19 protein-coding genes are annotated in these 23,048 nt (G+C 40.3%); 14 read left to right on the top strand and 5 right to left on the bottom strand.

What is annotated here, in order from left to right; all coding sequences use genetic code 11:
- Together ACXAC4_RS08665 and ACXAC4_RS08660 are read right to left on the bottom strand one after the other, a co-directional pair.
- On the bottom strand, window positions 1-1,176 hold the full coding sequence (locus tag ACXAC4_RS08665) for an isovaleryl-CoA dehydrogenase (RefSeq protein WP_349286582.1): 1,176 nt from the start codon (window positions 1,174-1,176) through the stop codon (window positions 1-3).
- 36 nt (window positions 1,177-1,212) lie between these two features.
- On the bottom strand, window positions 1,213-1,617 hold the full coding sequence (locus tag ACXAC4_RS08660) for a MerR family transcriptional regulator (RefSeq protein ID WP_058029868.1): 405 nt from the start codon (window positions 1,615-1,617) through the stop codon (window positions 1,213-1,215).
- A gap of 316 nt (window positions 1,618-1,933) precedes the next feature.
- Here ACXAC4_RS08660 and ACXAC4_RS08655 point away from each other — a divergent pair, with 316 nt between their 5' ends.
- From ACXAC4_RS08655 to ACXAC4_RS08615, 9 genes are all read left to right on the top strand, one after another.
- The gene (locus tag ACXAC4_RS08655) at window positions 1,934-3,112 is read left to right on the top strand and encodes a thiolase family protein (protein WP_475160654.1); all 1,179 of its coding nucleotides are present in this window, start codon (window positions 1,934-1,936) and stop codon (window positions 3,110-3,112) included.
- Between the two features lie 76 nt (window positions 3,113-3,188).
- Window positions 3,189-4,679, top strand: coding sequence for a CoA-acylating methylmalonate-semialdehyde dehydrogenase (locus tag ACXAC4_RS08650; protein ID WP_349286583.1), 1,491 nt, complete (start codon window positions 3,189-3,191; stop codon window positions 4,677-4,679).
- A 75-nt stretch (window positions 4,680-4,754) separates the two neighbouring features.
- On the top strand, window positions 4,755-5,912 hold the full coding sequence (locus ACXAC4_RS08645; RefSeq protein ID WP_475160653.1) for an acyl-CoA dehydrogenase family protein: 1,158 nt from the start codon (window positions 4,755-4,757) through the stop codon (window positions 5,910-5,912).
- Window positions 5,913-5,925: 13 nt separating this feature from the next.
- Entirely contained in the window at window positions 5,926-6,702 is a 777-nt protein-coding gene (locus ACXAC4_RS08640) for an enoyl-CoA hydratase (RefSeq protein ID WP_475160651.1), read from the top strand.
- A complete protein-coding gene (locus tag ACXAC4_RS08635) occupies window positions 6,702-7,835 on the top strand; it encodes an enoyl-CoA hydratase/isomerase family protein (protein WP_475160650.1) in 1,134 nt (377 codons plus the stop codon). The genes ACXAC4_RS08640 and ACXAC4_RS08635 overlap by 1 nt, the downstream gene beginning before the upstream one ends.
- 11 nt (window positions 7,836-7,846) lie before the next feature.
- Complete coding sequence (gene mmsB, locus ACXAC4_RS08630; RefSeq protein ID WP_475160648.1) at window positions 7,847-8,734, top strand: 3-hydroxyisobutyrate dehydrogenase; 888 nt, start codon at window positions 7,847-7,849, stop codon at window positions 8,732-8,734.
- An 8-nt stretch (window positions 8,735-8,742) separates the two neighbouring features.
- Window positions 8,743-9,504 carry an SDR family oxidoreductase gene (locus tag ACXAC4_RS08625; RefSeq protein WP_475160647.1) on the top strand — a complete coding sequence of 254 codons (762 nt, stop codon included), beginning with the start codon at window positions 8,743-8,745 and terminating at the stop codon, window positions 9,502-9,504.
- A gap of 120 nt (window positions 9,505-9,624) precedes the next feature.
- Window positions 9,625-12,621: a methyl-accepting chemotaxis protein gene (locus tag ACXAC4_RS08620; protein ID WP_475160645.1), complete on the top strand. Its 2,997-nt coding sequence runs from the start codon at window positions 9,625-9,627 to the stop codon at window positions 12,619-12,621.
- A gap of 12 nt (window positions 12,622-12,633) precedes the next feature.
- A complete protein-coding gene (locus ACXAC4_RS08615) occupies window positions 12,634-13,353 on the top strand; it encodes an ABC transporter substrate-binding protein (protein ID WP_475160644.1) in 720 nt (239 codons plus the stop codon).
- A 46-nt stretch (window positions 13,354-13,399) separates the two neighbouring features.
- Here ACXAC4_RS08615 and ACXAC4_RS08610 read toward each other — a convergent pair whose 3' ends face one another.
- Window positions 13,400-14,467, bottom strand: coding sequence for a DUF3083 family protein (locus tag ACXAC4_RS08610; RefSeq protein WP_475160642.1), 1,068 nt, complete (start codon window positions 14,465-14,467; stop codon window positions 13,400-13,402).
- Window positions 14,468-14,690: 223 nt separating this feature from the next.
- Between ACXAC4_RS08610 and glnS the strand changes: the two genes are divergently transcribed.
- The 3 genes from glnS to ACXAC4_RS08595 all read left to right on the top strand — a co-directional run bounded on the left by glnS (window position 14,691) and on the right by ACXAC4_RS08595 (window position 18,661).
- On the top strand, window positions 14,691-16,355 hold the full coding sequence (gene glnS, locus ACXAC4_RS08605) for a glutamine--tRNA ligase (protein ID WP_475160640.1): 1,665 nt from the start codon (window positions 14,691-14,693) through the stop codon (window positions 16,353-16,355).
- A gap of 55 nt (window positions 16,356-16,410) precedes the next feature.
- Complete coding sequence (locus ACXAC4_RS08600) at window positions 16,411-18,237, top strand: protein kinase domain-containing protein (protein ID WP_475160639.1); 1,827 nt, start codon at window positions 16,411-16,413, stop codon at window positions 18,235-18,237.
- A 127-nt stretch (window positions 18,238-18,364) separates the two neighbouring features.
- Window positions 18,365-18,661, top strand: coding sequence for a hypothetical protein (locus ACXAC4_RS08595; protein WP_475160637.1), 297 nt, complete (start codon window positions 18,365-18,367; stop codon window positions 18,659-18,661).
- A gap of 62 nt (window positions 18,662-18,723) precedes the next feature.
- Here the strand turns inward: ACXAC4_RS08595 and ACXAC4_RS08590 are convergent, their stop codons facing one another.
- Window positions 18,724-19,173 carry a DUF3010 family protein gene (locus ACXAC4_RS08590; RefSeq protein ID WP_058029854.1) on the bottom strand — a complete coding sequence of 150 codons (450 nt, stop codon included), beginning with the start codon at window positions 19,171-19,173 and terminating at the stop codon, window positions 18,724-18,726.
- Window positions 19,174-19,235: 62 nt separating this feature from the next.
- Window positions 19,236-20,228 carry an endonuclease/exonuclease/phosphatase family protein gene (locus tag ACXAC4_RS08585; RefSeq protein WP_475160636.1) on the bottom strand — a complete coding sequence of 331 codons (993 nt, stop codon included), beginning with the start codon at window positions 20,226-20,228 and terminating at the stop codon, window positions 19,236-19,238.
- Window positions 20,229-20,449: 221 nt separating this feature from the next.
- Here ACXAC4_RS08585 and thrS point away from each other — a divergent pair, with 221 nt between their 5' ends.
- Window positions 20,450-22,360 (top strand): threonine--tRNA ligase, encoded by a 1,911-nt coding sequence (gene thrS / locus ACXAC4_RS08580; protein WP_421962623.1) that lies wholly within the window; start codon window positions 20,450-20,452, stop codon window positions 22,358-22,360.
- A gap of 58 nt (window positions 22,361-22,418) precedes the next feature.
- Window positions 22,419-22,985 carry a translation initiation factor IF-3 gene (gene infC / locus ACXAC4_RS08575; RefSeq protein ID WP_083496549.1) on the top strand — a complete coding sequence of 189 codons (567 nt, stop codon included), beginning with the start codon at window positions 22,419-22,421 and terminating at the stop codon, window positions 22,983-22,985.
- The last annotated feature ends 63 nt before the right edge of the window (window positions 22,986-23,048 follow it).

The raw sequence follows: 23,048 nt of genomic DNA, 5'->3' as shown, positions 1-23,048 counted from the left end.
TTAACGGCTTTCAGTGAATAGTTCACGACCAATTAGCATACGACGAATTTCAGACGTACCCGCACCAATCTCATAGAGCTTGGCATCACGTAATAAACGGCCCGTTGCGTATTCGTTGATGTAACCGTTACCACCTAGTATTTGAATCGCATCTAGTGCAAGCTTTGTTGCTAGCTCTGCAGCATATAAAATGGCACCCGCAGCATCTTTACGGGTTGTTTCACCACGGTCACAAGCTTTAGCTACCGTGTATACGTATGAACGCGCGGCATTCATTTGCGTATACATGTCAGCAACTTTACCTTGAATTAATTGGAACTCACCGATTGATTTGTTGAACTGTTTACGCTCGTGAATATAAGGTACTACAATGTCCATACACGCTTGCATGATACCTAGTGGGCCACCGGCAAGCACAACACGCTCATAATCAAGACCACTCATGAGCACCTTAACGCCTTCGTTTAGAGTGCCTAGAATGTTTTCTTCTGGTACTTCACAGTCTTCAAAAACCAGCTCACAGGTGTTTGAACCACGCATACCTAATTTATCAAGCTTTTGTGCGGTTGAAAAACCTGGGAAGTCTTTTTCAATGATGAAGGCTGTGATCCCTCTAGAACCAGCTTCTAAATCAGTCTTTGCATAAACAACTAAAACATCTGCATCAGGACCGTTAGTGATCCACATTTTATTGCCGTTAAGAATGTACTTGTCACCTTTCTTTTCAGCTTTTAACTTCATCGAAACAACATCAGAACCCGCATTTGGTTCACTCATAGCAAGAGCGCCAATGTGTTCGCCGCTGATTAGCTTAGGTAGATACTTTTGTTTTTGCGCGTCGTTACCGTTGCGGTTAATTTGGTTTACACACAGGTTAGAGTGAGCGCCATAGCTTAAACCGATAGAGGCACTTGCACGGCTGATTTCTTCAATCGCAATAACGTGCTCTAGGTAGCCCATATTTGCACCACCAAACTCTTCAGGTACGGTAATACCTAATAAGCCCATCTCCCCGAATTGTGGCCAAAGTTGATTTGGGAATGCATTGTCTAAATCAGTTTTCTCAGCAAGTGGTGCAATTTCAGCACTTGCAAAGCTATTAACATGATCACGGATCATGTCAGCTGTTTCACCTAATCCAAAGTTTAATTCTTTATATAAAGATACAGTGCTCATCTTGGTTATCCTGTGTGAGAGTTATTATAAATTTAATTAGTCTTCGTGCTCATCTAGCTCTTTGAGGGTGTCTCGACAACGGCGCTCTGCGGTAACGAGTTCCATCAGAACCACTTTAATGTCATCCATTTGTTGACTTAAATCAGCTTTCTTTTCTTCTATTAGCGCCAACATAGTGGTGAGCTGTTTCGCACTTGATTTATCGGCATCGTAAAGTTCAAACAACCTGCCTGTTTCAGCCAGAGTGAAGCCTAAACGCTTGCCACGTAAAATAAGTTTTAGACGTACTTTGTCTCGTTTTGAATAAATGCGGGTTTGACCATTTCGCTCTGGCGAAATTAATCCCTGATCTTCATAAAAACGAATAGAACGGGTGGTAATGTCAAATTCCTTAGCCAATTCGCTAATAGAGAAGGTTGGTTCGTTAAGGTTATCTTGCATAATTGTTTAACACTTACTTCAAAACAGATTAGACCAATATAAGTGAAGTTTACGTAAAGGTAAAGTTGCGTTTTGGGGAATGTATTATTGAGTGTTAATAAAAAGTGTGAATATTTAATGCAGTTCTAACTAAATAAACCGCCTTTTCGCAGTTTCTAGCAGTATTGGCAAGGAAAACGTGCAACTTAAGTTTACAGTTTAAGTCAACGCAATTAACTTGATTTTAGATTTACGTTGGCGTAAACGTAAATATTAGGTATGCTCAAATCATCATTTTGAAACAAACAAGCAAGAAGCTTGTGAACAGGAGTTTAACATGAGTAACGAAGCAGTTGTAATCGTAGCAGCAAAACGTACCCCTATGGGTGGCTTTATGGGTGCACTTTCAGGCGCAAGCGCAACAGAACTTGGCGCAACTGCAATCAAAAGCGTTATGAGCGAAACAGGGCTTACGGACGCATCAATTGATGAAGTGATCATGGGTTGTGTATTACCGGCAGGTCTTGGTCAAGCACCAGCACGTCAAGCTATGTTGCATGCAGGTCTAGCACGTTCAACTGGCGCAACAACCATTAACAAGGTATGTGGCTCAGGTTTAAAAGCAGCCATGCTTGCTCATGATCTAATTAAAGCGGGCAGCATTTCATCTGCAGTCGCTGGCGGCATGGAAAGTATGACTAACTCACCGTATTTCATTCCAAAAGCGCGTGGCGGTATGCGTATGGGTCATGGTGAGATTAAAGATCACATGATGGCTGATGGTCTTGAAGATGCTTACGACAACAAAGCGATGGGTTGTTTTGCACAAGCAACCGCTGATGATTATGGCATCACGCGTGAAGAAATGGATGAGTTTGCGCTTAGCTCTTTAAGCAAAGCAAATGAAGCGATTGAAAACGGCAGCTTCAATAACGAAGTAGTCCCTCATGTTTTAAAAACGCGTAAAGGCGACGTTGAAGTAACCATTGACGAGCAACCAGGTAATGCGCGTCCTGATAAAATCCCAGGTCTTCGTCCAGCATTCAAAAAAGATGGCACAATTACCGCAGCTAACTCTTCTTCAATCTCAGATGGTGCAGCAGCATTGATTCTGATGAGCGAATCAGAAGCGAAGAAGCAAGGTTTAACACCGCTTTGTAAAGTGGTTGCTCACGCGACTCACTCACAGGCGCCAGCAGAATTCACGGTTGCGCCAGTTGGCGCGATGAACACGCTACTTGAAAAAGCGGGTTGGGATAAAGCTGACGTAGATTTATGGGAAATCAACGAAGCATTTGCCATGGTGACTATGCTAGCAATCAAAGAATTAGGTCTTGAGCAAAGCAAAGTTAACGTTAATGGTGGTGCATGTGCCCTAGGTCACCCAATCGGTGCAAGTGGTGCGCGTATCCTAGTTACTCTAATTCATGCCTTACGTAATCGCGGCCTTTCTAAAGGTGTTGCATCACTGTGTATCGGTGGTGGTGAAGCGGTTGCACTGGCAGTTGAAGTTTAATCACACCAAGTTGTAGGCACCGTATAAATAATATAACAGCGGTGCCTTTTTTCTATTTACCAGGGGAGGAGTGCAGATGCACCAAGTACCTTTATACATCAACGGCGAATTCACTCAATCATCATCAGAGCAATGGATTGATGTTGTTAATCCAGCAAACCAAGAAGTACTTGCAAAAGTACCTTGCGCGACAGAGCAAGAAGTAAAAGCAGCGATTGATTCTGCACAAGAAGCATTTAAGACTTGGCGCAACGTGCCAGTACCAGAGCGTGCTCGTATCATGATGAAATACGCGGCGCTTTTAAAAGAGCACCAAGAAGAAATTGCGACCATTATCTGTCATGAATTAGGTAAGACGTTCGAAGACGCAAAAGGCGATGTATGGCGTGGTATTGAAGTGGTTGAGCAAGCTGCAAATGCTCCTGCAATGATGATGGGCGAAACTGTTGAAAACGTTGCTCGCAACATTGATACGTATTCTTACACGCAGCCTTTAGGTGTGTGTGCAGGTATTACCCCGTTTAATTTTCCGGCTATGATCCCACTTTGGATGTTCCCAATGGCGATTGTATGCGGTAACACTTTTGTACTTAAACCTTCTGAGCAAGATCCACTGACGCCAATGCGTTTAGTTGAGCTATTCGAAGAAGCGGGTGCACCAAAAGGCGTACTACAAGTTGTACACGGTACAAAAGACCAAGTTGACCAAATTCTAGAAGCACCAGAAATCAAAGCAGTGTCTTTTGTTGGTTCTTGTAATGTCGGTCATTACATTTACAGCAAAGGCACACAGCACAAAAAACGTGTTCAAGCGTGCGTTGGTGCTAAAAACCACATGGTGATCATGCCAGATGCGTCAAAAGCACAAACAGTGAATAACCTAGTTGGTGCATCAGTAGGTGCTGGTGGCCAACGTTGTATGGGTATTTCGGTGGCAGTATTTGTTGGTTCATCAAAAGAGTGGGTAGAAGACATTAAGAAAGGTTTCGAAGGCGTACGCCCAGGTCTTTGGAACGACCCTGAAGCGGCTTATGGCCCGCAAACAACACCTCAAGCAAAACAGCGTATTCTTTCACTTATTCAAAGCGGTAAAGATCAAGGTGCAACCTGTTTAGTTGATGGTTCAGACTATACTGTTGAAGGCTATGAAGCTGGTAACTGGGTTGGCCCGACGCTATTTACAGATGTGACTGAAGAGATGGAAATCTACAAAGAAGAAATCTTTGGTCCAGTTTTAAGCTGTGTATTCGTTGACACGCTAGACGAAGCAATCGCGCTAATTAACCGTAACCCATATGGTAACGGTACGTCTTTATTTACAGCAAGCGGTGCAGCAGCACGTAAATTCCAACAGCAAATCGAAGTAGGTCAAGTAGGTATTAATATTCCAATTCCTGTGCCACTGCCTTTCTTCTCATTCACAGGTTGGAAAAACTCTTTCTACGGTGACCAACACACCTATGGTAAGCAAGGTGTGCGTTTCTACACAGAAACAAAAACGGTGACTTCGCGTTGGTTTGATGATGAGGTCGTGACAGGCCCGAATATGAGTATCAACCTGCGTTAATCCTTTCTATTCAATTTTTATAATAACAATGTGAGCCGACATGATCGGCTCACCTTTGACAACAAGAGGTCTTTTATGGACTTTAATCTAAATGAAGATCAACAGGCATTTGCCGAAACAGCATATCAATTCGCGATGAGTGAACTAGCGCCAAACGCTGCGCTGTGGGACCGTGAACATATTTTCCCTAAAGACGTGATTAAAAAAGCCGGTGAACTGGGCTTTTGTGGTTTATACACGCCAGAAGAGGCAGGTGGCCTTGGTTTATCACGTTTAGATTCAAGCATTATTTTTGAACAGCTTGCTATGGGCTGTACAGCAACAACCGCCATGCTAACAATCCACAACATGGCAACTTGGATGATTGCAAGCTTTGGTACTGATGCAGTTAAAGAGCAATACATCGATCAACTAGTGATGGGTGAATTGTTAGCGTCTTATTGCTTAACTGAGCCAGGCTCAGGTTCTGATGCTGCGTCACTTAAAACTAAAGCTGATAAAGATGGCGACAGCTATGTATTGAACGGCTCGAAAATGTTTATCTCAGGTGCTGGTGAAACTGACATACTTGTGGTAATGGCACGTACTGGTGAAGCAGGTCCAAAAGGTATTTCTGCGTTTGTTGTACCAGCAGATGCTGAAGGTATTTCATACGGTAAAGCCGAAGAAAAAATGGGTTGGAATGCACAACCTACACGTCTTGTAACCCTTGAAAACGTTCGTATTCCTGCTGCAAATCTTATGGGTGCTGAAGGCGAAGGATTTAAGTTTGCAATGCAAGGCTTAGACGGTGGTCGTATTAACATTGCAACTTGTTCAATCGGTACTGCACAGCAAGCGCTAAACACAGCTAAGCAATATATGACTGAACGCGAACAGTTTGGTAAACCCCTTGCGGCATTCCAAGCGCTACAGTTCAAGATTGCAGACATGAATACTGAGCTTGTTGCTGCCCGTCAAATGGTTCGCCTTGCGGCATTCAAACTAGACACCAACGACAGTGAAAAAACCACTTACTGTGCAATGGCAAAACGATTTGCTACTGATGTTGGTTTTAAAGTGTGTGACGACGCATTACAAATTCACGGTGGTTACGGTTACATCAAAGAATATCCGCTAGAGCGTCATGTTCGTGATGTACGCGTTCACCAAATTCTTGAAGGCACCAATGAGATCATGCGCGTGATCATCGGTCGTCGTATTTTAGCTGAAGGCGCACCAAGCATATTGTAATAAGGAAACCAAAATGACTGCACAACTTAAATTAGAAAAGCAGGGTAACATCGCGGTAGTAACAATGAGCAACCCGCCTGCTAATACATGGACACGCGATACTTTGGTAGGGTTAAAGAATCTTGTAATCGAGTTAAATCAAGATAAAGAAATTTACGCTTTAGTGATCACAGGTGAGGGTGAGAAATTCTTCTCAGCTGGTGCCGACTTAAACGTTTTTGCAGACGGCGACAAAGGAGTTGCTGCTGACATGTCTCGTGTATTCGGTGAAGCGTTCGAAACCTTGAGCGATTTTAGAGGTGTTTCAATTGCGGCTATCAATGGCTTTGCAATGGGCGGCGGCCTTGAAGTGGCATTGGCTTGTGATATTCGTATTGCTGAAAGCCAAGCGCAAATGGCGTTACCAGAAGCTAAAGTGGGTTTACTACCTTGTGCTGGTGGTACACAAAATCTTTCGTGGCTTGTTGGCGAAGGTTGGGCTAAGCGCATGATTTTATGTGGTGAACGTCTAAAAGCTGACAAAGCACAACAAATTGGCTTAGTTGAAGAAGTAGTTGAAACTGGTGAAGCATTGAATGCGGCACTTGCTCTAGCAGATAAAGTAGCAGACCAAAGTCCAGTAGCAGTGACGGCATGTAAAGCGCTTATTCAAAAAGGTCGTACAGGCACAATCAACAGTGCACTGCCGCTAGAGCGCGAACTATTTGTCACCTTGTTTGATACACAAGATCAAAAAGAGGGCGTCAACGCGTTCTTAGAAAAACGTAAACCAAACTGGGTGAACGGCTAATGGCAAAGTTACAGTTATTAAACCAAGCAGATGCGCCAGTCGTATTTGAGTTGGCTGACTGTGATAATGGCAAAAAGGTGGCGTTTGCCACCTTAAACGTGCCAAAAGCACTGAATGCACTCAACTTGGATATGATCCGTTTGTTAGCGCCTCAGCTAACCGAATGGGCAAATGACGATGCCATCGCCTTGGTGGTTTTAAAGGGGCATGGTGAAAAAGCGTTTTGCGCCGGTGGCGATGTAGTCAGCTTGTACAAAGCAATGGCTGCAAATGATGGCAATAACCCCATCGAAACCTTCTTCAGCGAAGAATATACACTTGATTACCAAATCCACACTTATGAAAAGCCAATCTTACTTTGGGGTAACGGTATCATCATGGGGGGCGGCTTAGGTCTAATGGCAGGCGCAAGTCACCGAGTTGTGACAGAAACAGCCCGTATTGCCATGCCTGAGATAACAATTGGTTTATACCCAGATGTCGGTGGTAGCTATTTCTTGAATAAGATGCCAGCGGGTGTGGGTTTATTCTTAGGCCTGACAGGCGCGTCAATCAATGCCAAAGACGCTCAATTTGTTGGTCTGGCAGATCATTTTGTGAATGCCGAGCTCTACGGTGAAGTGTTAGCAAGCTTACTAGGTACAGATTGGAAAAACAGCGCTGAACATAATCATGGCTTACTTTCTGATGTGTTGCATTCACTACAAAACCAATCGATTAACGAGCCTGCAAGTGAAATTGAACCACTACAATCTGTGATAGCAGAGCTTGAGAATAAAGATACCTTAGAGTCGCAAATTGATGTCATCTTGTCTCTTGATGCGATGGATAACAAATGGCTATCTCGCGCACAAAAATCGCTTCAGCATGGTTCACCTTTAAGTGCAAAACTCGTCAGCGAACAGTTGAAGCGCGCAAAAGATTTGAGTTTAGCTGACTGCTTTAGATTAGAGCTTGGCATGTCAGTAACTGCGGGTGAATTCGGTGAATTCCAAGAAGGTGTTCGTGCATTATTAATCGATAAAGATGGCGCACCGAATTGGCAGTTTGAAAATACACAAAGTGTGACAGATGACGCGATTAACGCTTTTTTCAAAGCGCGTTGGTCAGAGCATCCACTTCAAGGTTTGTAAGGAATATAACAATGGCAAAAATTGGATTTATTGGTTTAGGAAATATGGGTGGCCCAATGGCCATAAACTTAGTTAAAGCGGGTCACGAAGTACGCGTTTTTGATTTAAGCCCAGACGCAATCGCAACCCTTGTAGAAGCCGGTGCAACAGCTGTAAACGCGGTAGAAGAAGTCTGTGAGAATGCTGATTTTGTTGTCAGTATGTTACCTGCAAGCAAGCATGTAAAAGCGATTTACACTGGCGAAAATGGCCTAGTTAACCATTTAAACAAAAACACCTTAGTCATTGATTGTTCAACAATTGATGCCGAGTCAGCACAATTCGTTGGTAAAGCACTTGGCGAAGCAGGTATTAAATTTGTAGATGCGCCGGTCTCTGGTGGTGTTGCTGGTGCAGCAGCTGGTACGCTAACCTTCATTGTGGGTGGTTCAACGGCGTGTTTTGAATTGGCAAATACGATACTTCCTACCATGGGTAAAAATATTTATCATGCAGGTGACATTGGTGCAGGGCAAGTTGCGAAGATCTGTAACAATATGCTGTTAAGTATACTCATGGCAGGGACCAGTGAAGCGCTACAGATGGGTATAGACCATGGTCTAGATCCAAAAGTACTGAGTGAGATTATGCTTAACAGCTCAGGTCGTAACTGGACGTTAGAGCTTTATAATCCTTGTCCAGATGTACTTGAGAATGTTCCGAGTTCAAATGGCTACAAGCCGGGCTTTATGGTGGACTTAATGGCCAAAGATTTAGGTTTAGCTCAGCAAGCTGCGCAACAAACTAACTCGGCAACACCTATGGGCGCATTGGCGAAAAACCTTTACAACTTGATGCAAAATCAAGGGAAAGGTGCCGAAGACTTTAGCGCAATCTTCAAACTTTATAGTGAAAAATAGACTGCATTATGGACATTAAAAATAAAACAGTTGTCATTACTGGTGGCGCGCAAGGCTTAGGTTTTGCGATGGCGACGCAAATGGCTGAATTAGGCGCTAACCTAGCTTTAATCGATATGCAAGACGAAGTATTGGCAGAAGCAAAAGCTGAATTGGTTAAGCTCGATGTTAAAGTTGAAACCTATGTGGCTAACGTGAGTGTTGAGGCTGACGTTGAAACGGTTTTCAACAACATCGTCGGTGATTTCGGTGCCGTACACGTACTTATTAATAACGCTGGCATACTTCGCGATGGTCTGCTGTTAAAAGCAAAAGATGGCGTAGTGACTGCGAAAATGGAATTATCACAATTCCAATCTGTTATTGATGTTAATCTCACTGGTGTTTTCCTGTGCGGCCGAGAAGCAGCTGCAAAAATGGTTGAAAGCGGTGAAGGTGGTGTCATTGTTAATATGTCGAGCGTTGCACGTGCGGGTAATATGGGTCAAACCAACTACGCAGCTGCTAAAGCAGGTGTAGTTGCCATGACAACAACATGGGCAAAAGAACTGGGTCGTTTTGGTATCCGTGTTGGTGCAATTGCACCGGGTGTTATTCGTACTAAAATGACTGATGCGATGAAACCTGAAGCGAAAGAGCGTTTGGTTAAGATGAAACCAGTCGGTCGCTTGGGCGAAGCAGAAGAAATTGCCCATACTGCAAAATACATCATTGAAAATGACTTTTTCACAGGTCGAGTCGTTGAAGTTGATGGCGGTATACGACTTTAAAGATTGATCCTATCAAGGCTTTGCTCCATGCAAGGCCTTTTTTTTACTCAAATTTTTTCCAATTTTCTCAGCTGTTTACTATCTTTTAAGTACATACTTTCGCTCTATGGATTGATAGTCATGTTTGATGGCTTAATTAATAACTTAAAAATTAAAACAAAAATTACCCTGCTTAGTGTTATACCTACATTTTTCGTTTTAGTTAGTTTTATTTATTTAGTTTTTTCTCAGTACTTAAATTATACAAGTGCTTCTAGATTAGAAGCTTATGTAAATGCGGTCAGTGTGCTTGATCAAACCGCACACAACTTTGCTGTTGAACGTGGCCTTACAGCTGGCTTTCTTGCTAGTGGTGGCAAAGGAAAAGAAAAGGTGCTCGAACAAAGAAAAAAAGCGGATATTGCTAAAAACCAACTTTTCAAACTTGCAGAAGCTCAGCTTGATGATTTTCCTAAATCCACGCAATTCATGATTAATAATCTTGTTGAGCATTTTAAAGCATTAGAAATAGTTAGAACAAAAGTAGATGAATTAGACAAACGTTCAGGCGCTTTTGGATTTTATTCTAAAGCTAATAAGTTTGCGCTTGATGCAGCAAGTACTTTTGCAAATTATACAGACGACCCACATGCGACCAAAAGTATGAAGAGCTTAATAGCCATTCTTTGGATGAAAGAGCGCGCAGGTCAAGAGCGTGGACTTTTAAATGGCGTTTTTAATCGCGGTAAGATTTCGTTACCTCAACTTGCTAGTTTATCTTTATTTCAAGGTGACCAACTTCAACAAGTAGATTTTATTAAGCAATTACTTGATCCTAAATTATTTAAGTCAGAATTTTCAGAGCTAAACAACCTTGATGAACAAATACTGCCATACCGTACATTTATCTCAGAACAACTCAGTAGCGGTAATTTAGTTTTTTCAGGGCGCGATAATTCAAACTGGTTTGCTGATGCAACAAGTAGAATAAAGTCGATTAAAGGCATTGCGGATAAAAAATCGCATTTAATCAGTCAATATGCGCAATCTACCAAAACAAAAGCCATGTCATTTCTAATTATTTCTTTAGTGAGCTGTTTGATTATTATTTATTTAATTGTCAGTTTTGCATCGAGAGTCGCGAAAAGTTTAAATGATGGCTTGCAAAACCTCAGTGGGTTTATTAATCGAGTAAACCAAGATTTTGATTTTTCCAAATCTATTAGTTCTGACCTTAACGATGAGGTTGGTCAAGCGACACGGTCATTTAATAGCTTTTTACAAGAGTTAAATGCGGTAAATAGCGAAATTCAGTCTGTAATGAGCCGAGTTTCAAATGGTGATTTTAGTCATAGAGTAACTTACCCGTGTAAAGGCGACATGTCTGTTCTAAAAGAAGGAGTTAATAACAGTAGTAATACGCTTGATTTTACTATGAATGCGCTAGATGAAGTTATGAATGGGCTTGCTGAAGGAGATTTTACAGTTCGAATGTCACCAAGTGTAAAAGGGCCACTAAGGGCTAAAGTCGATAGTTCAATTGAAACGATAGATAGTGCCATTAAAGAAATCGGCAAAAGTATGGAACAGCTGCAAAACGGTAATTTTTCGGGTCGTATTTTATCTGAACAACAGGGCGCTTTGAATGATTTAAAAGAGTCATTTAATGTAAGCATGTCATCGCTTGAAAGTGCAATGAATGAAATTTCAGGCTCGTTAGTGTCGCAAAAAAATGGTGAATTTAATAAGCGACTTGAAGTTAATTACAGTGGTCGCTTGTTACAACTTAAAAATACATTTAACGAATCATCAGAGAACTTAGAACTATTTGTTTCCGATATTGAAGGCCTATTTGGTCACTTACAAGTGGGAGAATATTCATCTCGAATAACAAATGAGTATTCAGGCCGATTGGCTTCACTTCAGAAAAATGTAAATTCATCATTAGAAAATTTAGAAAATGCCATTCTAAACATCGTTCAAGTTTCAGTACATCAAAGTGAAGGGGTTTTAAGCTCCCGTGTTGTTGGAGAGTACTCAGGACATTTAGAAAAATTACAACGCGCTATGAACCTTTCAAGTGAAAGGGTTGAGGAGGTATTAAATGAGTTAGCAGGGGTTGTCGAAAGTATAAAATCTGGGAATTTTGATAAACAAATTCAAGGTGACATGCATGGACAATACGCCACTTTAAAAGCTGATATGAATGAAATGCTCCAATTATTAAATAGTGCGATGGAAGAAATTCAAACATCATCAGAGTTACAACAAAAAGGTGCCTTATATCACCAAATAGATAAATCCTTTCCTGGAGACTTAAACAAAATTTGTACTGCTATTAATGTGTCGTCAAATGAGCTTAAAAGTGTTTTCACTGATGTAAATAAATCTGCAGATCATACCCTTGCATTGTGTACCGATCAAAAGCAATTTTCAGTAGATATTTCGAAAAGAAGCACTGAACAAGCAGTCGCCCTTGAGCAAATAGCTGCCTCTATGGAGCAAATGGCATCAAGCGTAAATGAAACAGCAGATCAAAGCCTGGTTGTTACAAAGCAAATGCAGGATTCGAAACAAATTGCTGAAGATGCTATGGAAGTGATGAAAGGCTCCGTAGATGTAACACAAAGTATGCGTGATTCAAGCAGAGAGATTGCGCAAATAACGGTTATGATTGATGAAATTGCGTTTCAAACAAACTTGCTTGCTCTGAATGCTTCCGTTGAGGCTGCAAGAGCTGGAGAGCAGGGGAAAGGTTTTTCTGTGGTGGCAAGTGAAGTGCGAGAACTAGCCCAGCGCTCTGCCGAAGCAGCTAAGAAAATAAAAGAGTTAGTTTCTGAGAATATAGACAAAGTTGAAGTAAGTTTTAATAGCTCACAAGATTCACATCAGCGTCTAGAAAACATTTTAGAAAATATCTCTGAAGTAAATACCATGATGCATAATTTGAACGATGCGACTAGACAACAAAGCACTAGCATCAGTGAGGTTAATTCTGCGGTTAGCAACCTTGATAGGTCTACACAACAAAATACCTCTATGCTCGAACAGATGTCTCAAGATATGTCGAAGCTTGAATGGTCAACAAAAGAAGTCAGTAACCGATTAAGTTTTTTCAAATTAAAAAAAGAGCAATAGGAAGGTGAGTGCTTGAGAGTTGCATTATTACTCCATGTAATATTCATTTGCTTGTTAAGCGCTGCTCAGGCTTATGCAAAAGAGTCTTTAAGATATAATTTAGCAGCTTCTGAGTCTTGGTATCCGTACTACATACCAGACGAAGACCAACCAGGAATTTTAGGCGAGTTAATTCCACTTATTTTAGATAAAGCAAACATTCATGGTATTGAGTTACGGTTTCCGCCAAAGAGAACCATCTATGCAATGGATAATGGCCTACTTGACTTTGACGTTGTTTCACCTGTTTGGTTTCCAGGCGGTGATGCTGGTGAACAGTTTGTATTTTCACACAAGTTGTTTGGTATTGAAGAGTATTACGCGAGTCTAGATGGAACTCAACTTGGACCAATGGTTTATAAAGAAGAAGTTGGAACCATACTAGGATATTACTATTTCGATGATAATACTTTCACTCGTATCGACTTCGCTTCAGAAAAAGAGCTTGTTCTAGCATTACATAAGAATAGGGTGGAGCGTATTTTAATTGGTGATTTACCTGCGAAATACTGGGCAAACAAATTGAGTGTATCAATTCGCCTTGATCAGCTTCATACCAAAGGGGAGCTTAAAATCAGGTTGAACAAGTCAAAGATTCACTTATTGCCATTATTAAATAAAGCCATTACAGAGCTTCAACAAACGGGGAAAATTGACATACTAGTAAGTAAATACACGGTCAATCAAAAATAAAGGTGTTGTTTAGTTTAATTAAACAACACCTACACTAAACACAAGATTAAGCGTTATAGCTTATGTGTTGGAAAAAGCGCACATTGAGTGCTTGTCTTTGAGCCGACAATTCTAATGTCTGTGATAGACCTCTGATCATAGACTCGACATTATTCATAAACTTGCCATATCCGACATCTTTATTATCACTGGCTTTGGCAACCACAACAAAATGTAACGTATCTACCAACTGGTTTTTATCCCAATGGACTTTGTATTGTGTTTCTTCAGAGCAAATATCAAAGCTTAACTTTTGCAGTTCACTATTTTGTGCAGACTTATCAATTTTACTATTTCTGACCAGTGGTAACCGACCATCTGCGATGAAAGCGGCCTGGCTGATCTGCTTATAGCCACATGCACTGAAAAACTTATCTTCAATAAATGAATAAAATTGTGTGTAATGTTCGTCTTCGAGCAAATGTTGAAATTGTGTTTTTAAAGCACGCGTCACTGGAATGTTAAAAGTGACATAGGTCATTTCAGTGTGTTCGGCTGGAATTTCACATTTTCTAGCTTCATAACGTGGATATAAACTTCTTAATTTATAACCATATGTTTCTTTATGCCCTTTAACGCGAGCAAATAAATCGTAAGTTAAATGCTGGTGGTCTCTTATCTTAAAAGCATCTTCAACGCCCAAGTTTACTTTTAAATCATGTAGTGTCTTTTGAACTTTATTATGAAAATTTGCAGCATTTGCTCTAAGCTCGTCACCTGTTGCTAAAAACAGAAGGCGTACTTTCTTAGCTCTAACACCTTGTTGCCAATAAGACTTATGTGCTTCATGGTATTTGGGGTTGTAGAAAAACAACATTTGCTTCTCTGTTTGTAGGCAATATGACTCTTCATGAAAACGTGTAATAGGCAACTTATCGTTGGCAATCATATGAACGTTGTACAAGCCATTTTCTTCACAGGCTAAAAATAACTTTCGTGCAATGCGCTCATAACAACTATCAATGTTGTCAAAGCTTGAAACAAACTCATCGCTTGGTTTGAACTCAGCTAAAATGTACTGGTTATTTCTTGCGTTTGTTGGAATATAAACTCGGTTAGAACTGCTAGATGCCATTATCTTAAATCCTTGGTAATCAATCTGTGGCGAACATTAACGAGTTTTCATGAAAGATTTATTGCGTTAGGACAATATTTGCGACAATTGTCACAATTTTGAACGGAAAGATAAATCTAGCTGAGTTTATACAAATAATAAGCTCTAGCATCTGTTAGTTCTTAATTGTTTTTGTAATAATGCGGCATGTATAAGAATGCTTGATTCAGAGGAATGCATATCTATGGCGGAAACAGAAAATCGCCCAACTAACTTTATTCGAAATATCATTGATGCTGATTTAGCAAGTGGCAAGCATCAATCTACGCATACACGTTTTCCACCTGAGCCAAATGGTTTTCTACACATTGGCCATGCGAAATCTATTTGTTTAAACTTCGGCATTGCTCAAGATTACCAAGGTTTATGTAACTTACGTTTTGATGACACAAACCCAGAAAAAGAAGACATCAACTACGTTAAGTCGATTCAAGAAGACGTATCTTGGTTAGGTTTTAACTGGGATGGTGAAATTTGCTATTCATCTAATTACTTCGATAAGCTTCATGGCTATGCAGTGGAACTTATTGAAAAAGGTTTGGCGTATGTATGTTTCTTATCGCCTGATGAAGCGCGTGAATATCGCGGCACATTAACTGAGCCAGGTAAAAATAGCCCGTACAGAGACACATCAGTTGAAGAAAACTTAGCTTTATTCGAAAAAATGCGTAAAGGTGAGTTCAAAGAGGGCGAATGTGTTCTTAGAGCTAAGATTGATATGGCTAGCTCATTCATGGTGCTACGTGATCCTATCATCTACCGTATCCGCTTTGCACATCACCATCAAACAGGTGATAAGTGGTGCATTTACCCTATGTATGACTTCACTCATTGTATTTCTGATGCGTTAGAAGGCATTACACATTCACTATGTACACTTGAGTTCCAAGATAACCGCCGTCTTTATGACTGGGTTTTAGATAACATCTCTCTAGAGTGTCACCCACAACAGATCGAATTTTCTCGCTTAAACCTTGAATACACGGTTATGTCAAAGCGTAAGCTAAATGATTTAGTGGTTGAGAATCATGTTAATGGTTGGGATGACCCACGCATGCCTACTATCGCAGGCCTTCGTCGTCGTGGTTATACACCTGCTTCAATTCGTGAGTTCTGTAAGCGTATCGGTATCACCAAGCAAGATAACATGGTTGAAATGGGCATGTTAGAAGCCTGTATTCGTGATGACCTAAACAATAACGCACCACGCGCGATGGCAGTTATCGACCCTGTACGTATCGTGATAGAAAACTTTGAAGAAGATAAAGTTGAGCAATTAGTTGCACCAAACCATCCTTCTGAAGAGTCTATGGGCACCCGTGAATTACCATTTACGAAAGAGTTATTCATTGAGCGTGAAGATTTCCGCGTTGAAGCGAATAAGAAGTTCAAGCGTCTAGTACTTGGCAAAGAAGTACGCTTACGCAATGCTTATGTTATTAAAGCTGAACGTATTGAAGAAGATGCCGAGGGTAATATCACAACTATCTTCTGTAGTTATGATCCTGATACGCTTGGCAAAAATCCAGCTGATGGCCGTAAAGTAAAAGGTGTTATTCACTGGGTATCAGCAACTCATTGTGTTGAAGCTGAAGTACGTCAGTATGACAGATTGTTCAATGTACCAAACCCAGCTGCAGCTGAGTCGTTTGTTGAAACCCTTAACCCTGACTCACTCACTGTGATTAAGTCAGCGAAACTTGAGCCGTCTTTAGCTCAAGCAGCCGTTGAGCAAGGCTTCCAATTTGAGCGCTTAGGGTATTATTGCCGCGACAATAAAGAAGAAGGTCTTGTATTCAACCAAACGGTTGGGTTAAGAGATTCTTGGGCAAAAATAGAACAAGCTTAATCTTCAATTTAAAAGGCCGATTTATCGGCCTTTTTTGATCAAAATAACAATATTTATGACTGCCAAATCAATCAATAATTTCTATATAAACGAACAGCAATCTATTTATCTGCTCTCTCACCACGACGCAAAAAAGCATAGGCAGTGGCTAAATATATGTAAGAAGCAATTGCAGTTACTGGGTTATAGCAATGTTGAAGAAATTGGCTCAGGTGCTTTTGGATTTGTTTTCGCAGGTATTGGAGAAGACGAGCAGGAATGGGTGTTTAAGTTTTCTCGAATTACCCTTGCTCAAAGTGTCAGAGATAGGCTTGAAGACGAAGCCTATATGCTATCGCAAATAAACAACCCCATGGTACCTAAATTTTTTGCTTTTGAACGGGTAAAAAAACAAGGTATTTTGATGATGGCCCGAGCAAAAGGAGAAGACTTAGAAAAAATCTCACTTAAACGTGGCCGTTTCTCAGTTCAAGACATCATGAGCTTAGCGTTAAAACTCAGAAATGTATTACTTGACTTGCGCAGACATAAAAATGGTTTAAGCCCACAACCTATTGTCCACGGTGATATCAAACCCTCTAATATTGTTTGGGATGTTGATACTGATGAGTTCTCTTTAGTTGATTGGGGCAGTTCTGTCTATGCGCAGATTGACGAATATGGAGAAGTCGTTGCCAGCAACATCATGGACTTAATGTCAGCAGATTTATCGAGTACTAATGCCCGAATGGGTGATGTGTATTTTATTGGTGATGAACAAATGTCAGGCATGCAATCATCGCCTCGATTCGATGAACAAGGTGTTGCATCAACACTCTATGCATTGGCCAGTGCACAATCTTGCCGTTTTGGCGTGGGTGTTATTCCAGCTGCAAGCCTAGGGTTACCCCAGGAATTTGCGACAGTCATAGATAATATGTTGTCAAAGGATAAAAAATTAAGATATGCAGCCGGAGACTACTTTATCCGTAATATGCCAAGTATGGCTAAAGTTTACTTGCCTGAATTAGATAACAAAACTGTCAAAGCGAACATTCCATTTTGGGTTAATGAATTTGAATTTGAACCTGACACAGTTGTTTACAGTTCTCGCAAAGAGTTCTTACGAAGAGCAGATCATAATCAACAACTGCTTGATGTTAACGATGCACAATTAGATAGATACTATAAAGAATTTTTGTTTGATACCGGAGATACCGAAAAAGCCTTTTTAGCGTCAATCAGTCGCCTTGCAAAATTTCCCGTAGTTGGTGGCTTAAGTTTTCATTGGCGAGAAGAAAATCTGCATATTGAATCAAGTCTGATTTTGCACGATGAAACTGTACATCAAGCATTTACCGATTCTGTGAATGCAACGGTCATGCTTGCACAAGGCATTACTCAAAAAGGTTTGTTCAAATGTTGTTTATTCGATGCAAGGCAAACAATTCAGTTAGAAAGAGACAGCACGGGTGCGTTTATTTTCGATGTATTACCTCAGTTACATTACTCGGTTGTTGATACCAGTAGCCAAGAAATTACCCGTCCACATAGTTACTTCGAAGATGGTAAAGATCCCGATGAGCAATTGCAGTTGCCAAAAAGTATTATTCAATGTGTTTTTGAGCTGAACAAAATTCACCACACAGGGTGTATTATTTTTGAATCGGTAGAAAACCGTTTAAAGATCCACCATTATTACCGCTTATTGGATGCGTCTAAAGAAACACAATTTAAAGCACTTTTAGAAGAAATCATGCAGTACGCCTTATGTATAGACAACTTTGGTGTTGCAGGGTTTATGAAGTTACCTTACAAGAATACCCGTGAATTTGATTTATGCCAGAGCCAGCCTACAAACTTCTATCCAAGAAACCCTAAAGCACTAAATTGTTCACTATAAGATATGACGAAAGGCGTATTGCAGATCCCAGCATATTGATCAAAGCTAATGACTTGTTGAGCTTTGTGTTAAATAAATAATATCTTTAAAAGGTATACAGGTCTTATTTCAATCCCAGAGGTGCGCTATGGAAAAGCAACAACGACAAGATATTTTAACCTTGAGCTGGTCGATTCATGACCAAGTTGAAGAAGCTATCAGGATACACCCTGCAAGTCGTGCAGATGATAATTGGCAAGAAAAGCAACGCTTGCTTATGGCTGATATGGCATTACATTTATTGCAAACTGCATTAAAGCCGGGTGAGTTGCAAAAAGAAAAGTTAGTAAGTAATTTAAATGCAATTCTGACGTTGAGTGATGACTATATAGAAAACGTGGATTTAAGAAAGATGTCGGACTCTTTATATGAAACACATAAATAAACCTGTCTTCAGTGAGATAAATATCCGGCCTGATATCGCCGGATATTTATTGAGTCTATTCTTTATAGCTCTTCTGGGCGGTATGTTTTCATCATGATGTAAACATAAGCATTAATAAATGCAGTTTCTTGATATTTCTTAAGCCCAGTTTCTTCAAAGTCGATTGGTAAAGGGTTACGCTTCAATTGTTCTTTGATTTCAGTTGCAGATAAAATTTTAACATCCACATCTTTTATTAATTGAATGGCAGCTTCGATTTTAAAACCTGTCGCACTACCTGCAAACTTACCCTTTGGTGCACGTTGCTTTATAGCAACAGAGTCAATTTGGTAATCTTCTAATAATTTTGCAAAATCAAATTGGAATTTGCGCATATCTTCAGTGTCTTGGCCAACTTGACCAAGGGTAAAGCGTGTTTGTCGTACATCACGAATATCAAAAACGTCTTCTTCTTTTGTCAGCAAGCATAAAAGTACTTCACTGCCTGTGATTTCAACACCACATGTTCTCATAATCTTTCCAATATATTGAAACTAGTTGGTAATTATAACGGTGAGACGAATAAAGCTAAAGCTTAAACTGATAAATCAATCATGATGGCCGCATGATCTGAATAACGAATATCTTCTCCGTCTCTTTGTGTAGTTAAGTGTCCATCAAAAGTAGCATAGTTTAATTCTTTAATTACACAGTTATCATGAACAGGATCGAAGTGTTGAGACAGTAAAATATAATCTAATACATTACCTTTACCACGATAAAAGTGTGTTGCTGGTTTCAGTTTTCCTTCCATTGCTTGTTGTGAAAGTGTGTAACTATCAATTAAGCCACTTTCTGATGGTACGTCTTTGAACGAATGATCATTAGCAATATTAAAGGGCAGCAAGCTTGCATGTTCAAGGTTATGATTAAAGTCACCTAACACGACAACAGGCATATTTTGATTATTGGTCATCACATCATGCATGATTATGGAGGCTTCTAAGGAGCGATCTTGGCTGTTTCTAAGTAATGCAAAAGATTGTTCGTAGTAGTGACGAAGTTTTGGCTCTGCATTGATTTGCTCGAATAGGTTGCCATCAGTGATAAGGCGTTGTGATTTTAAATGGACCACATAAAAACTGACAAAGCCCACGTCTGGCAGGTTTATCTTGCACTTGATTGGTGTCCGATTAAAACCAAAAGGTGTTTGATGACCAAAATAATCGAGCAAGTCCTTATTTGGCAGCAGACAATTTAAAGATTCAATTGGGTATTTAGAAGCGATTGCAACAACTGGGGAATACAGCACATCGGGTTTTAACGCTTCATGTTTTACAGCCGAAACGGCAGAGAAATAGGGGAGGCCTTGCTCTTTACAAATCTCTTTTAGTTCTTTCACTGAAAACACTTCTTGAAAGGCAATCACAGTTGGTGACATATGAGCCAACAATTCTGAAATAAATAAAGTTTTAGATTGCCACTGACTGTGTGTGTAGCCTTCAAACTCTGAATAAAAGCGATAAGGCGGCGCTGCAAAATTAAGCAGATTTAACGTAGCAATTTTTATAGATTTTTGTTCAGGCATTCAAAATTTCATTTATTCATCGATTTACAGAGTTAATTTTAGTCTTTCCCTTGAATTTAGTCACTGTGAAGGCCAAAATAAGCTTCGCTTAAAATCCTTAGTTAACTTAGTAAATAAGTTCATCAATGCTTATTCGTAAAAGCGTTGTAAAAGGTACTCACTTTTTTAATTTTAATACACGTGATACTTGGTAGGTGTCACCACTGTAAATAGGAATTATCATGCCTGTAATTACGCTTCCTGACGGCAGTCAGCGTGCTTTCGAAAACCCAGTAACAACATTAGAAGTAGCTCAAGACATCGGTCCTGGTCTTGCAAAGGCAACCATCGCTGGCCGAGTGAATGGTGAAAGAGTTGATGCATGTGATTTAATCACTGAAGATGCAAATCTACAAATCATCACAGCAAAAGATGAAGACGGCTTGGAAATTATCCGTCACTCATGCGCACACTTAATTGGTCATGCAATTAAACAGCTTTTCCCTGATGTAAAAATGGCGATTGGTCCGACTATCGACAATGGTTTTTACTACGACATCGATTTAGATCGTTCATTAACTCAAGAAGATCTAGATGCAATTGAAAAGCGTATGCTTGAGCTTGCTAAAACGAATTACGACGTTGTCAAGAAAACAGTCACTTGGCAAGAAGCAAGAGACACCTTTGAAGCACGCGGTGAGACTTACAAAATTGAAATCCTGGATGAAAATATTTCGAAGGATGACAAACCAGGTCTTTATCATCATGAAGAATATGTAGACATGTGTCGCGGTCCTCACGTGCCAAACATGAAGTTCTGTCAACACTTCAAGATCATGAAAGTAGCTGGCGCGTATTGGCGTGGTAACTCTGATAACAAGATGCTGCAGCGTATCTATGGTACAGCTTGGGCTGATAAAAAACAGCTTAAAGCTTATTTGAAGCGCCTTGAAGAAGCAGAAAAGCGTGACCACCGTAAAATCGGTAAAGCGTTAGACTTATGGCACTGGCAAGAAGAAGCGCCAGGCATGGTATTCTGGCACAATGATGGTTGGAGTATTTACCGTGAACTTGAAGACTTTGTTCGTGAAAAGTTACGTGAGTACAGCTACGAAGAAGTAAAAGGCCCATTAATGATGGACCGTGGTCTTTGGGAAAAGTCTGGCCACTGGGATAAGTATTCAGATGCGATGTTCACGACTGAATCAGAAAAACGTGAATATGCAATTAAGCCGATGAACTGCCCAGGTCACGTGCAAATTTTCAATCAAGGTTTAAAATCTTACCGTGATTTACCATTACGTATGGCTGAGTTTGGTTGTTGTCACCGTAATGAACCATCGGGTGCATTGCACGGCTTAATGCGTGTACGTGGTTTCACTCAAGATGATGCGCACGTATTCTGTACTGAAGAGCAGGTAATGGATGAAGTGTCAGCTTGTATCAAAATGGTATATGACACGTACTCAACATTTGGTTTTGAAAACATTGTTGTTAAGTTATCGACACGTCCAGAAAAGCGTATTGGTGACGATGAAATGTGGGACAAATCAGAAAAAGCATTAGCTGATGCATTAAAAGCGAACGGTATTGAATTCGAATATTTACCTGGTGAAGGTGCATTCTACGGTCCTAAGATTGAATTCACATTGTATGATTGCTTAGACCGTGCTTGGCAGTGTGGTACTGTGCAGTTAGATTTTGCATTACCGGGTCGTTTAGGAGCGACTTATGTTGCAGAAAATAACGAGCGTAAGACACCTGTTATGATCCACCGTGCAATTTTAGGTTCTATCGAACGATTCATCGGTATTTTAACGGAAGAATATGCGGGGCTTTTCCCAACTTGGTTAGCACCAAAGCAAGTGGTGATCATGAATATCACCGATAAACAAGCTGATTATGTACAAGAAATTGTGCAAAAATTAAATAAACTTGGAATTAGAGCCTGTGCTGACTTGAGAAATGAGAAGATTGGCTTTAAAATTCGCGAGCATACTTTAAAACGTATCCCGTACTTACTTGTTGTTGGTGACAAAGAAGTTGAACAGCAAGAAGTTGCGGTTAGAACACGCAAAGGTGAAGATCTTGGCAAGTTCTCGGTTGATGACTTTATCGCAAAGGTAAGCGAAGAGATTAAAGACCGTAAATAAAATTATGGCGTGTGGCTAACAAAAATATATTAAGCTACACGCTTTATCTTTTGATTTTTTGGAGGATCGTACCATTAGAGGCGGCAAAAAAGGGCAACCAACAGCTCAAAAACAACATCGTATTAACGAAGAAATCACAGCGAGAGAAGTTCGCTTAACAGGCGTTGAAGGCCAGGAACCAAGCATTGTTTCGTTAAGAGAAGCTCAAGCTATTGCTGATGAACTAGGTGTAGATTTAGTAGAAATTAGTCCAAATGCTGAACCGCCTGTTTGTAAGGTGATGGATTACGGTAAGTTCCTTTTCGAAAAAGCAAAAGTACAAAAAGAACAAAAGAAAAAGCAGAAGCAGATCCAAATTAAAGAGATCAAGTTCCGTCCAGGTACTGATTCTGGTGACTACAACGTTAAACTACGCAACCTAAGAAAATTCTTAGAGGGTGGAGACAAAGCAAAAGTTACTATTCGCTTCCGCGGCCGTGAAATGGCTCACCAAGACATTGGTCTAGATTTATTAAATCGTGTTAAAGCTGATTTGGAAGACATCGCAACAGTAGAATCTTTCCCAAATCGTGTAGAAGGTCGTCAAATGATTATGATGTTGGCGCCTATTGCTAAAAAAGCATAAACACGGCATAATACACTCCGATTTTGGACTAGGTCACAAATGCTTCGGCTACCTAGTTCAACT

This window comes from Pseudoalteromonas sp. AWM4_233 (genome assembly GCF_056158285.1).
The sequence above is the reverse complement of the archived record's forward strand: the minus strand, read 5'-3'. Positions and strand labels throughout refer to the sequence as shown.

Bases quoted from the DNA above. Each gene is read 5' to 3' on its own strand.
- ACXAC4_RS08665 (WP_349286582.1), bottom strand. From the start codon at position 1,176: ATGAGCACTGTATCTTTATATAAAGAATTAAACTTTGGATTAGGTGAA.
- ACXAC4_RS08660 (WP_058029868.1), bottom strand. From the start codon at position 1,617: ATGCAAGATAACCTTAACGAACCAACCTTCTCTATTAGCGAATTGGCT.
- ACXAC4_RS08655 (WP_475160654.1), top strand. From the start codon at position 1,934: ATGAGTAACGAAGCAGTTGTAATCGTAGCAGCAAAACGTACCCCTATG.
- ACXAC4_RS08650 (WP_349286583.1), top strand. From the start codon at position 3,189: ATGCACCAAGTACCTTTATACATCAACGGCGAATTCACTCAATCATCA.
- ACXAC4_RS08645 (WP_475160653.1), top strand. From the start codon at position 4,755: ATGGACTTTAATCTAAATGAAGATCAACAGGCATTTGCCGAAACAGCA.
- ACXAC4_RS08640 (WP_475160651.1), top strand. From the start codon at position 5,926: ATGACTGCACAACTTAAATTAGAAAAGCAGGGTAACATCGCGGTAGTA.
- ACXAC4_RS08635 (WP_475160650.1), top strand. From the start codon at position 6,702: ATGGCAAAGTTACAGTTATTAAACCAAGCAGATGCGCCAGTCGTATTT.
- mmsB (WP_475160648.1), top strand. From the start codon at position 7,847: ATGGCAAAAATTGGATTTATTGGTTTAGGAAATATGGGTGGCCCAATG.
- ACXAC4_RS08625 (WP_475160647.1), top strand. From the start codon at position 8,743: ATGGACATTAAAAATAAAACAGTTGTCATTACTGGTGGCGCGCAAGGC.
- ACXAC4_RS08620 (WP_475160645.1), top strand. From the start codon at position 9,625: ATGTTTGATGGCTTAATTAATAACTTAAAAATTAAAACAAAAATTACC.
- ACXAC4_RS08610 (WP_475160642.1), bottom strand. From the start codon at position 14,467: ATGGCATCTAGCAGTTCTAACCGAGTTTATATTCCAACAAACGCAAGA.
- glnS (WP_475160640.1), top strand. From the start codon at position 14,691: ATGGCGGAAACAGAAAATCGCCCAACTAACTTTATTCGAAATATCATT.
- ACXAC4_RS08600 (WP_475160639.1), top strand. From the start codon at position 16,411: ATGACTGCCAAATCAATCAATAATTTCTATATAAACGAACAGCAATCT.
- ACXAC4_RS08595 (WP_475160637.1), top strand. From the start codon at position 18,365: ATGGAAAAGCAACAACGACAAGATATTTTAACCTTGAGCTGGTCGATT.
- ACXAC4_RS08590 (WP_058029854.1), bottom strand. From the start codon at position 19,173: ATGAGAACATGTGGTGTTGAAATCACAGGCAGTGAAGTACTTTTATGC.
- ACXAC4_RS08585 (WP_475160636.1), bottom strand. From the start codon at position 20,228: ATGCCTGAACAAAAATCTATAAAAATTGCTACGTTAAATCTGCTTAAT.
- thrS (WP_421962623.1), top strand. From the start codon at position 20,450: ATGCCTGTAATTACGCTTCCTGACGGCAGTCAGCGTGCTTTCGAAAAC.